Source organism: Ectobacillus sp. OTK (assembly GCF_059698935.1).
The window spans coordinates 4,525,148-4,536,683 of record NZ_AP048547.1 but is presented as its reverse complement, the minus strand read 5'-3'; the positions used below and the strand labels follow the sequence as shown (position 1 = coordinate 4,536,683).

The 11,536-nt window shown below is 44.4% G+C and carries 12 protein-coding genes; 10 read left to right on the top strand and 2 right to left on the bottom strand.

Features of this window, described 5'->3' with window-relative positions; translation table 11 throughout:
* Nucleotides 1-179 precede the first annotated feature (179 nt).
* From AC6HZ4_RS22495 to yajC, 7 genes are all read left to right on the top strand, one after another.
* Nucleotides 180-713: a BofC C-terminal domain-containing protein gene (locus AC6HZ4_RS22495; RefSeq protein WP_497492033.1), complete on the top strand. Its 534-nt coding sequence runs from the start codon at nucleotides 180-182 to the stop codon at nucleotides 711-713.
* Nucleotides 714-836: 123 nt separating this feature from the next.
* Nucleotides 837-1,451: a Holliday junction branch migration protein RuvA gene (gene ruvA, locus AC6HZ4_RS22490; protein WP_497492031.1), complete on the top strand. Its 615-nt coding sequence runs from the start codon at nucleotides 837-839 to the stop codon at nucleotides 1,449-1,451.
* Between the two features lie 5 nt (nucleotides 1,452-1,456).
* The gene (ruvB, locus tag AC6HZ4_RS22485; protein WP_497492029.1) at nucleotides 1,457-2,458 is read left to right on the top strand and encodes a Holliday junction branch migration DNA helicase RuvB; all 1,002 of its coding nucleotides are present in this window, start codon (nucleotides 1,457-1,459) and stop codon (nucleotides 2,456-2,458) included.
* Nucleotides 2,455-2,655: a DUF2905 domain-containing protein gene (locus AC6HZ4_RS22480; RefSeq protein ID WP_497492028.1), complete on the top strand. Its 201-nt coding sequence runs from the start codon at nucleotides 2,455-2,457 to the stop codon at nucleotides 2,653-2,655. Before ruvB ends, AC6HZ4_RS22480 begins: the two co-directional genes overlap by 4 nt.
* Before the next feature lie 14 nt (nucleotides 2,656-2,669).
* Nucleotides 2,670-3,695 carry a tRNA preQ1(34) S-adenosylmethionine ribosyltransferase-isomerase QueA gene (gene queA / locus AC6HZ4_RS22475; protein WP_497492027.1) on the top strand — a complete coding sequence of 342 codons (1,026 nt, stop codon included), beginning with the start codon at nucleotides 2,670-2,672 and terminating at the stop codon, nucleotides 3,693-3,695.
* Between the two features lie 98 nt (nucleotides 3,696-3,793).
* The gene (gene tgt, locus AC6HZ4_RS22470; RefSeq protein WP_497492025.1) at nucleotides 3,794-4,930 is read left to right on the top strand and encodes a tRNA guanosine(34) transglycosylase Tgt; all 1,137 of its coding nucleotides are present in this window, start codon (nucleotides 3,794-3,796) and stop codon (nucleotides 4,928-4,930) included.
* Between the two features lie 35 nt (nucleotides 4,931-4,965).
* Nucleotides 4,966-5,238 (top strand): preprotein translocase subunit YajC, encoded by a 273-nt coding sequence (yajC, locus tag AC6HZ4_RS22465; protein WP_497492024.1) that lies wholly within the window; start codon nucleotides 4,966-4,968, stop codon nucleotides 5,236-5,238.
* Between the two features lie 294 nt (nucleotides 5,239-5,532).
* Here the strand turns inward: yajC and AC6HZ4_RS22460 are convergent, their stop codons facing one another.
* Nucleotides 5,533-5,913, bottom strand: coding sequence for a TIGR04086 family membrane protein (locus AC6HZ4_RS22460; RefSeq protein WP_497492023.1), 381 nt, complete (start codon nucleotides 5,911-5,913; stop codon nucleotides 5,533-5,535).
* A gap of 151 nt (nucleotides 5,914-6,064) precedes the next feature.
* Here AC6HZ4_RS22460 and AC6HZ4_RS22455 point away from each other — a divergent pair, with 151 nt between their 5' ends.
* Nucleotides 6,065-6,727 (top strand): DUF421 domain-containing protein, encoded by a 663-nt coding sequence (locus AC6HZ4_RS22455; protein ID WP_497492022.1) that lies wholly within the window; start codon nucleotides 6,065-6,067, stop codon nucleotides 6,725-6,727.
* A 26-nt stretch (nucleotides 6,728-6,753) separates the two neighbouring features.
* Here AC6HZ4_RS22455 and spoVB read toward each other — a convergent pair whose 3' ends face one another.
* Nucleotides 6,754-8,313, bottom strand: coding sequence for a stage V sporulation protein B (spoVB, locus tag AC6HZ4_RS22450; protein ID WP_497492021.1), 1,560 nt, complete (start codon nucleotides 8,311-8,313; stop codon nucleotides 6,754-6,756).
* Nucleotides 8,314-8,766: 453 nt separating this feature from the next.
* Between spoVB and AC6HZ4_RS22445 the strand changes: the two genes are divergently transcribed.
* Nucleotides 8,767-9,051, top strand: coding sequence for a post-transcriptional regulator (locus AC6HZ4_RS22445; protein ID WP_497495810.1), 285 nt, complete (start codon nucleotides 8,767-8,769; stop codon nucleotides 9,049-9,051).
* 73 nt (nucleotides 9,052-9,124) lie between these two features.
* Nucleotides 9,125-11,371 carry a protein translocase subunit SecDF gene (secDF, locus tag AC6HZ4_RS22440; protein ID WP_497492020.1) on the top strand — a complete coding sequence of 749 codons (2,247 nt, stop codon included), beginning with the start codon at nucleotides 9,125-9,127 and terminating at the stop codon, nucleotides 11,369-11,371.
* Nucleotides 11,372-11,536: the final 165 nt, after the last annotated feature.

Genomic DNA, 11,536 nt, shown 5'->3' with positions numbered 1-11,536 from the left:
CCACAGAATAACTTCGTTAAAGCTGTGCGTTTTGTGCACGGGTTATTCTTTTGCAGGAGGCCGTGTCCGCTTTCTTAATAAGAAAAGGAAATAATTATAGAAGGGATAAAACAACTTATTTCGGTAAAACTACAAATGTATTTGCGCTATTCTTGATTCCCTTCAAAGAGGTGATTCGTATGGATATCATAATGAAGGCTGTATTCACAATGATAATCGCCTGTTTCATTATGTTAAATGAGGGAAATGTGGTGGCTGCGCCAATAGAGCCGATTATCCCCAAGCGCCCGGATGCTTCTCATGAAGAGCCGCGCATAACTGTTATTTTGCAGCGTACATATTTAGATGGAGAAGTGAGTGAAGAGGTTTTTACAGAGAAAATGGAGCAGCTGGAACAAGTACTGCGTCAATACAGAGACTGGCAGATTATCGACCGTGATGATGTAGAAATTGTTTTACAAAAGCGTATCAATGATATATCTCCCTTACTAAAAACGAGTGGTTATTTCGGTGTTTCAAAGGAAGGAATATTGCAAATTTTTAGAGGGGCACCAAACAGTGAAAATGTTATTCACTCGTTTTTTCAAATTGATACGAAAAAGCTGAAAACCGATCGCCGCCATCAGCTTGAGAAGGGAATTCGTATTCAGTCAAAGGAACGCTTCGCAGAAGTACTGGAGGAAATGAAAAGCTACTCCAATTCGCAAGACTAGCCAGCCGCTAGTCTCTTTCTTATTTTTACAAACTAAGAGCGCCTCTCCTGTTGCTGTGTTTGTACTTTTTTCGGCAACTTATGATACAATGAAATTCATGACTAAAAAGGGAGAGGTCGTACCTTGTTTGAATATATTACAGGAAGCGTGGAATATACGGGGCCGGAATATGTTGTGATTGATCATAACGGAATCGGGTACCAAATTTTGACGCCCAATCCGTATGCGTTCCGGCCAAGTAAGGAGCCCGTTCGCGTTTATACATATCAGTATGTTCGAGAGGATGTATTGGCTTTATACGGCTTTCAAACGAGGCAGGAGCGTTCCTTGTTTGTGAAGCTGCTGGGTGTTTCTGGTATCGGACCAAAGGGAGGGCTGGCTATTTTGGCAGCCGGTCAAATTGAGCAGGTTGTGCAGGCGATTGAGCAGGAAAATGAGGCATTCCTTGTAAAGTTTCCGGGAGTCGGTAAAAAAACGGCCCGGCAAATGATTCTTGATTTAAAGGGGAAGCTTGGAGAGGTGTTGGCTGATTTTATGCCAGATTTATTCTCTGCTCCGTCCCGTTTTGACGAGGAGGGGAATACTCGCGAGCTGGAGGAGGCATTGGAGGCGCTGAAGGCGCTTGGCTATGCGGAACGCGAAATCAATCGTGTTGTGCCCGATCTGCAAAAAGAGTCTCTTTCAACCGAGCAATATATTAAAAAGGCACTTCGTCTTCTATTAAACGGTAAGAGGTGAGGATCGTGGACGAACGTCTCGTTTCTGGGGAAGCGGTATTTGAGGATACTGAATTGGAATACTCGCTCAGGCCGCAAACGTTAAAGCAATATATCGGTCAGGAAAAAGTAAAGCATAATCTAGAAATTTTCATCGAAGCTGCAAAATTGCGTGAGGAAACACTCGATCATGTTTTGCTGTATGGTCCGCCAGGTTTAGGAAAAACAACTTTAGCAAATATTATAGCGGTGGAGATGGGGGTTCATATACGAACAACATCAGGACCGGCAATTGAGCGTCCGGGTGATCTGGCAGCGGTGCTGACGGCTCTTGAGCCGGGTGACGTTTTGTTTATTGATGAAATTCATCGTTTGCCGCGCGCAGTCGAGGAGGTGCTTTATCCGGCGATGGAGGACTTTTGTCTTGATATCGTGATCGGAAAAGGTCCTTCTGCCCGATCTGTTCGCTTGGATTTGCCTCCATTTACTCTCGTTGGCGCAACTACACGTGCCGGTGCACTCAGCGCACCTCTTCGTGACCGTTTTGGTGTGTTAAGCCGCTTAGAGTATTACGATGTGAATCAGTTGTCTCACATCGTTGAACGAACAGCGGACGTGTTTATGATTGAAATCGAATCATCCGCGGCATATGAAATCGGAAGACGCTCACGCGGAACTCCGCGTATCGCTAACCGCCTGCTTCGCCGCGTGCGGGATTTTGCTCAGGTACGAGGAAATGGCATTATTACCTTTGAGATTACCCAAACAGCGCTAGAGCTGCTCCAGGTTGACAAACTCGGTTTGGATCATATTGATCATAAGCTATTGCTTGGTATTATTGATAAATTTCGGGGCGGTCCGGTGGGCTTAGATACGGTAGCAGCGACAATCGGCGAAGAGGCGCATACAATTGAGGATGTATACGAGCCGTATTTATTACAAATCGGCTTTCTGCAGCGTACGCCGCGCGGACGCATTGCTACTCCTTTGGCGTATGAGCATTTTCAGCGGGAGGCACCGGAGCAATGATGGATTTTTCAAAATTATTTTTGACGCTCGGTGTTTTGTTTATTGTGATCGGCCTTATTTGGAGGTTCATTGGCAAGCTTCCGGGTGATATCTTGATTAAAAAAGGGAATGTTACCTTTTATTTTCCCATTGTGACATCAATTCTAATTAGTGTTTTGCTGTCGCTTATTTTTTATGTAATAGGAAGATTTAAATAGGAATAGGTGGAATTATGGATATTCGTTTATTTGATTTTGAATTGCCGGAGGAGCTTATTGCCCAAACACCGCTAGAGAAACGTGAAAGCTCCCGCCTGATGGTACTGCATCGGCAAAGCGGCGACATTGAGCATAAGCGCTTTGCTGATGTTCTTTCATATTTAAATCCGGGCGATTGTCTTGTACTAAATGAAACAAAAGTAATGCCTGCAAGGCTTTACGGCGTGAAAGAGGACACAGGCGCGCATATTGAAGTGCTGCTTCTAAAGCAGGAGGAGAATGATTGCTGGGAAACGCTTGTCAAGCCGGCAAAACGTGTGAAGGAAGGAACTGTGCTATCGTTTGGCGAGGGCAGACTGAAGGCGACATGCGTTGGCATAGGGGAGCAAGGCGGACGTTTGCTGCAGTTTTCGTATGACGGTATTTTCTATGAAATTTTAGATGAGCTTGGCGAAATGCCGCTTCCTCCTTATATAAAAGAACGCCTAGAGGATCGGGATCGTTACCAAACAGTGTTTGCGCGCGAGGTTGGCTCAGCGGCAGCTCCGACCGCGGGCCTTCATTTCACCGAAGAGCTTTTGCAGCTAATTCGCGACCGCGGTGTGCATATCGCATTTATCACGCTCCATGTCGGACTTGGAACATTTCGTCCGGTAGCAGCTGAGACGATAGAGGAGCATGAGATGCACTCGGAATATTATCATATGTCTGAAGAGACGGCTGCACTTTTAAATCGTGTGAAGCAAGGCGGCGGACGCATTATTACGGTCGGGACGACGTCCACGCGTACGCTTGAAACGATTGCATCTCAATTTGGAGAATTCCGCGCTGCCTCTGGCTGGACGGATATTTTCATTTACCCAGGTTATCAGTTTAAGGCGATCGATGGATTAATTACAAACTTTCATTTGCCGAAATCAACGCTTATTATGCTTGTCAGTGCGTTTGCAGGGAGAGAGCATGTTATTCATGCGTATGAAGAAGCGGTAAAGGAGAGATATCGCTTTTTCAGCTTTGGAGATGCGATGCTTTTGATTTAAAGGGAATTCAGGCAATGTAGTGGTTAAACGATTTTGTTAACCACTATTATGGTAAGGGCTGTTTTTTCTTTTGTATGTGAATAGGAAGGAGCTATTTTATGGCAGTAAAGTATGAACTCATCAAGAAATGTAAGCAAACAGGTGCACGGCTGGGCCGTGTGCATACACCGCACGGCTCATTTGAAACGCCAATTTTTATGCCTGTTGGTACATTAGCTACTGTAAAAACGATGTCGCCTGAAGAGTTGAAGGAAATGCAGGCAGGTATCATTTTGAGCAATACGTATCACCTATGGCTTCGCCCAGGGCATGAAATTGTACGTGAGGCAGGCGGATTGCATAAGTTTATGAACTGGGACCGCGCAATTCTAACGGATTCCGGCGGCTTTCAAGTGTTCAGTTTGAGCGAGTTTCGTAAAATTGAAGAAGAGGGCGTACATTTTCGCAATCACTTAAACGGAGATAAATTGTTTTTGTCTCCAGAAAAAGCGATGCAAATCCAAAATGCACTTGGTGCGGACATTATGATGGCATTTGATGAATGTCCGCCGTATCCAGCTGAATATGAATATATGAAGCGTTCTGTAGAGCGAACAAGCCGTTGGGCAGAACGATGCTTAGCAGCGCATGAGCGTCCGCATGACCAAGCATTGTTTGGTATTGTACAAGGTGGAGAGTACGAGGAGCTGCGCCGCCAAAGCGCGCAGGATTTAATTTCACTCGACTTCCCGGGCTATGCAATTGGAGGATTGTCTGTTGGAGAGCCAAAAGATGTGATGAATCGCGTGCTTGATTTTACAGCGCCGCTTCTTCCGGAAAACAAACCGCGTTACTTAATGGGAGTGGGGTCGCCGGATTCATTAATTGACGGTGCGATTCGCGGCATTGATATGTTCGATTGTGTACTGCCGACACGGATTGCCCGAAACGGAACATGTATGACAAGCGAAGGCCGTCTCGTTATTAAAAATGCAAAGTTTGCAAGAGACTTTGGACCGCTCGATCCAAAATGCGACTGCTATACGTGCCGCAACTATTCACGTGCGTATATTCGTCATTTAATTCGATGCGATGAAACCTTTGGAATTCGTTTAACATCTTATCATAATCTTCATTTTCTGTTAAAATTAATGGAGCAGGTGAGACAAGCCATTCGAGAAGACCGTCTTGGCGATTTCCGTGAAGCGTTCTTTGAGCAATACGGCTTTAACAAACCGAATGCAAAAAATTTCTAAGTCATACATATGAGACTTAAAAGGAGGAACAGGGCATGAATGGTTTAGTAACACAGGTGTTGCCACTCGTATTAATGTTTGCGGTGTTTTATTTCTTGCTAATCCGTCCGCAGCAAAAACGTCAAAAAGCAGTAGCGCAAATGCAAAGCAGCTTGCAAAAGGGTGATCACATTATCACAATCGGCGGGCTGCATGGTATTGTTGACTCTGTTTCAGACACAACACTTGTTCTAATAGGGAGCGATGGATCCCGTTTAACGTTTGACCGCAGTGCGGTACGTGAAGTGAAAAAACAGCAGCAAGCATAAAAGCAGAAAAAACTTGGCATACAGAGTGCCAAGTTTTTTTGTTTACACGTTAGAAAAGGATAAATTTCCAGCTAGAAGCTAATTCGACGTAGTAGGAAATTTAGGAATAAAGTGTAAGTGCCAACTACGCCTCTGTCTTCGCCTAACAGCTCGCCAATCGGCGAGTTTTCTTTAGAAGTATAAGTTTGCGGATGCTGTCTAGCTCCCATGACCTGCTTGCTGTCGGGAAAGATCTCCGCCCGCCCGGCAGCGAACTGTCCCCTTCGCAAGCAAACTGGGTCATGTCCGTGTTCCTCATTCTTTCTTTGCTACGTTTACCCCGAAAATACCCCCGATCATGCTTGCAGCGATGAGACCGAGGTGATACAGCATATTATCATTGGAAAGCCCTTGTGAATGCCCTAGATAGTTGAAGAGAAAAACGAGGACAGAGTAGGCAATCCCTGTTGCTCCCCCGGCAAACCATCCTCTTATTTTTGCCTTTAATCCTGAGACGAAGCCGGCAATAATCATAGAAATAATTGCGAGAATCATAATAACAATTGCTAAATTAGCCTCATCCACCTCCGTCATTTTCAGCAGCATGGCTACAATCATACTTGTGAGCGCAGCTAAAGCAAGAAGTGTTCCTAAACCAAACAGGACAGCTGCTCCTAATCGTTTTGTTGATGACATATGATCCCCTCCTTATAATACAAGCATATTGAGCAATCGGGCGAGATAGACTAGTTTCTATCGATCAAAAAGTGAAAAATATGGGTGATAGTTCTGCAGGCAACGGGAAAGCTAAGCATGGAATATGTGCAGGAGAAGGGGAATTGAGAGTATGGGATGGCATGAGCTAGAGATTGTATGGCGAACAATTATACTGTACGGCGTTATTTTAGTAATCTTCCGTCTGATGGGTAAACGGGAAATTGGTGAACTAAGCGTGCTGGACTTAGTTGTCTTCATTATGCTCGGTGAGATTGCGATCATCGCGATTGAGGATAGGGAGAAACCGCTTGTGGATCAAATTATTCCGATGGTAACCCTGATGCTCATTCAAATTATTCTTGCGTTTGTGTCATTAAAAAGCCAAAAAGCGCGCAGGATGCTTGACGGAGAGCCTGTTATTGTAATTCGAGACGGAAAAGTGGATGAACGGCAAATGCGTAAGCAGCGCTATAATTTTGATGATTTGCTCATTCAGCTTCGCGAAAAAGATATTGGAGATCTGCGCAATATTGAATACGCCATTTTGGAACCATCAGGCCGTTTGTCAGTATTTCAAAAGCAGCCGGATCCAATAAGCAAAAATCAACATCCAACCTTTACCTTTCCGCTTATCTTAGATGGACTTGTTCAGCATGCGTATTTGCAGCAAATGAACAAAACGGAGGTATGGCTTCGGCAAAAGCTGCAGGAGCTTGGTTATACAGATATTACGAAAATTTCGTATTGCAGCTTTCAGGATGGACAGTTTTTTGTGGACTTAATAGATAAATAAAATAGCCTCCATGCGCGGAGGCTATTTTACTTTAGAAAGGACATATTGCGAAGCACTGGAATCCGGCGCAGCTCATCTTTTCGAATTAAACGAAATATCATGAGCAGTACAATATATGCGGCTGTCGTGACAACAATAGAGCACAATGTCTGCATACCAAGCGAGTTGGAAAAGCTCAATCGCTCATTGCAGTAAAACCCGGCAAATCCGGTTAAGAAAATCGCAAACATACCATAGATATAATCCCGTGCGTAGATGGTAAATGTAATACGTTTTAGAACAGTTGCGTAGTGTAGAATCGTTACGGTTGTAAGTCCGGCTACAATTGCTAACGCGAAACCCATAATTTGAAAATCAGGGCGCGAGGCGAGCACAAAGATGACGATGATTTTTACAACTGAGCCGATCAGGCTGTTGATCATTGCTGTTTTTGCCATGTCCAATGCTTGTAAAACAGAAGCAAGCGGTCCTTGAAAGTAGTAAAAGATAAAGCAAGGAGCGAGCACCTTTACAAACACAGCCGCATGGTCGGAATGATACATAAGCGTCATAATGGGAGAAGCAAATACGTACAGAATAACAACTGCCCAGCCGCCTGAGATAAATGACAAGCGGAGCGCTTGCTGCAGCCGATATTCGACGAGCTGGTGCTGTTTTTTTGCCGCCGCCTCGCTAATGGAGGGGACAAGCGATGTAGACAGGGCGTACGTAATAAAGGACGGCAAAAATAAAAGCGGCAGCGCATAGCCGTTTAATTCCCCGTACTGCCTTGTCGCCACTTCTGCGGTGACGCCTGCAATCGCCAAGCTTCGAGCGACAACAATGGGCTCTAAAAAATAGGAAACAGAACCGATGAAGCGGCTTCCAGTTGTCGGGAGGGCAATGGACATAAGTGAGCCAAGTGTATCCTTGCTGTTTTTCACTGTATGGAAAAAGCGAGAACGAACGGCAACGTGTTTTTCATGGTGGAACATAAGAAGCATATACAAAAGAGAAGCTAGCTCGCCAATTACAGCTGAAATCATTGCTCCAGCCGCTGCATATTCTACACCAAGATGCAAGAAGGCGCGTGTACAAACGGCAATTAATGTAATGCGAACAACCTGTTCAATTACTTGTGCAAGCGCACCCGGCTTCATATTCTGTTTTCCTTGGAAATAGCCGCGCAGCACGGAGGATACGGCGATAATTGGTACAACAGGCAAAATGGCCATAAGCGGATAGTAGGTCCGAGAATCAGTCAGAACGGTCCTAGAAAGAATCGGTGCCGCGATCATGAGCGCTGCTGTAATGATGACGCTTAAGGTGAGCGTCACTGCAAGCGATACGGTCAACACCTTTTTAACCTTTTGCTGGTCTCCTATTGCTTCAGCCTCGGCGACGAGCTTGGCAATTGCGATAGGCAGTCCAATCTGCGTGACGGTGATAGCTAAAATAAAAGTTGGAACGGCCATCATATATAGTCCGACGCCTTCTTCTCCTAAGATCCTTGCCATTACAATCCGATTTACGAAGCCGAGCACCCTCGTTATCAGACCAGCAAGAATTAAGATTAATGTTCCGCGTAAAAAGCTTTGCTTCGTCATTTGTTTCCCACCTTCTCAAAAGCCATAGAATGATTTACAATAATTTATATGCACTCGATAGGGTCAAGCATGACAAGGTGTATATGTACAAGCTTTTTTATTGCCTTTTGCACGCTAGAACATAACTGCCTGCATATATGGCGTTGAGTGTCCAAAAAGGAGCTATGAACAGCTGTTAATAGCATAATCAACCATTTCAATCGTGACCTGTAGGTTAGGGGTTTTCCGTTGCTTTCTAGCTCAAATAAGTGCAGAGAAGAGAAGCTTTCTTAGCACGATGGACTCCATTGACCAATCAGGTGAAGACACACCGTCGGGTCCTGCTCTAGCCCGCCGCTTTGTGAGTGATGTGTTACGACTGTTCCCTAGGTTATGGGGACCAACAGGCGCATGACATATCCCTTTGGTTGACATGAGCGAAGGGAACCATATCCGAAAGGAGGACTATTGATGATGACTGATAAGGAATTTGTAATTGATGCTTATCGGAAGGATCTTGGCATTGTGCTGCAAAGTAAGGTGGAGGAATTTCAATTGCTCGGGTATGACCGCGTTACGGAGCAGGAAATATGGGAATGCTTGAAAAGCAAGAAGTGGAAGCGTTTACCTGAAGAGATCAAGCTTCATCAGCTCGTCAATGATGTTTTAACGCTCTCTACAAACGACTACATGACGTATTTGACGATGCAGGCCTATAAGGCGCCGCTTTGGTCGTTTGAGGAGTATGAAAACAAATAACCATTAATTTGACAGGCGTTTAGACTTCTTTCTATAATGGTTTCGTATGAGAATGAGGAGGCAATCGACAGAAATGGCAAAACAAAGCAGAATTGTAGCTTTCTTTTTAATTGTGCTGCTAATTGGCGGCATAATTGGAGCGACAACAAAGAATATTACACAGGGTATTAATCTTGGACTGGATTTGCGGGGCGGCTTTGAAGTTTTATATGAGGTCAAGCCGGCGAAGGAAGGCGAGAAGCTTACACGCAAGACGCTTTTAAGTACAGTAGAGGCGCTTGAGAAGCGTGTTAACGTTCTTGGGGTGAGCGAGCCAAACATCCAAATTGAAGGGAATGACCGCATCCGCGTACAGCTTGCTGGTGTAAAGGACCAAGCGAAGGCGAGATCAATTCTGGCAACGCAAGCAAAGCTGACATTCCGTGACGTAAATGACAAGGTATTGATGGACGGAGCCGATTTGAAGGCAGGCGGTGCGAGCCAAACATTTGATGAGCAAGGAAAGCCGAGCGTAGCCCTTACTCTGAAGGATGCGGACAAGTTTAGAAGTGTAACAGAGCAAGTACTTGCAATGAAGCCGAATAATTTAATGGTCATTTGGCTTGACTTTGAGGAAGGAAAGGATTCCTATAAAGCAGAAGCGGCAAAGGTAAAGCCGAAATACTTATCTGCTGCATCTGTTAATCAAGTATTTAACCAAACGGATGTATCAATCGTCGGAAACTTTACGGCGGATGAAGCAAAGGAGCTTGCAAACCTGTTAAATGCAGGGGCGCTGCCAGTTGAATTGAAGGAATTGTATTCTACGTCTGTTGGGGCAAAATACGGAGAAACTGCGCTGCAAAAAACAATCTTTGCCGGTGCAATTGGGATTGCTCTTATTTTCTTATTTATGATTGTGTATTACCGTCTTCCGGGATTGGTTGCAGTGATTATGCTCACATTGTATACATATATTACGCTCGTTATCTTTCATTGGATGCATGCAGTCTTGACGCTTCCAGGCATTGCAGCCCTTGTGCTCGGTGTTGGTATTGCCGTTGATGCGAACGTTATTACGGATGAACGCTTTAAAGAAGAGTTAAAAATCGGAAAGTCAGTGATGGCTGCGTATCGATCTGGAAATAAGCATTCCTTTCTTACGATTTTGGATGCGCACGTTACAACTTTGCTAGCTGCTATTGTTCTGTTCATATACGGCAATAGTTCGGTAAAAGGCTTTGCAACAAGTTTAATTGTCAGCCTTATCGTCGGCTTCCTTACAAATGTTGGCGGAACGCGTTTATTATTAGGTCTTCTTGTAAAGAGCCGTTTATTTGATAAGAAGGTAGAGTATTTTGGCGTAAAACGACGTGATATCCTCCCTCTTTCGAAAGGTGTAGAGCATGCGCCGACAAGATTTGATCGCGTTGACTTTGTAAAAGTGGGCAATCGCTTTTTGATTTTTTCAATCGCAGCAGTCGTCGTAGGTATTATTGTAGTATCATTGTTCCGTTTAAACCTTAGCATTGACTTTTCAAGTGGAACGCGCATTGATGTAACAAGCAACAAAACAATTGTCGTTTCTGAGCTAAAAAACGATTTGAAAAAGCTGAATATTAAGCCTGAGGATATTGTATTAACAGGAACTGATAATAAAGGGGCAGCTGTGCGAACGCTTGGTGTTCTTTCGAAGGAAGAGATTGCCGGATTGAAGGATGCAATCAAAAGCAAGTATGGAAATGAACCGAATGTAAGTACTGTTTCACCAACAATCGGGAAAGAGCTGGCGCGCAATGCGCTCATCTCCGTACTCATTGCATCGGTCGGTATCATTTTATATGTGAGCCTCCGTTTCCGTTTTACGTATGCGATATCTGCTGTGTTAGCACTCTTACATGATGCTTTTTTCATCATTATGGTGTTCAGCATGCTGCGCTTGGAAGTGGATGTACCGTTTATTGCGGCTGTATTAACAATCGTAGGTTATTCCATTAACGACTCGATCGTAACATTTGACCGAAACCGTCAGCTTTATAAAGAGAAGAAAAAAATCCGATCTGCGAACGATCTAGAGGATATTGTAAATATGAGTATCCGTCAGACGCTTGGTCGTTCGGTCAATACGGTGTTAACGGTTCTTTTACCGGTTATCGCGCTGTTGATTTTCGGAAGCGAATCGCTTCGTAATTTCTCATTAGCCCTGTTAATCGGATTAATTGTAGGAACGTATTCCTCGGTATTCGTTGCTTCGCAAATTTGGCTTCTTCTTGAGAAGAACCGTCTGAAAAAAGGGAAAACAAAACGGGAGCCGGAGCCGACATCAGACTTACTAGTATAACAAGAAAAGCAAAAATGGCTGTTACAGCCATTTCAAAAAGGCGATGTATATCTACAATACGTAGGAAGCATCGTCTTTTTCTTCTTTAAGAAAGCATAAATTCCTTAGCTGGACAGCCATTCAACGCAGTAGGAAATTTTAGGGGTAAAGTGCAGCTACGTCTCT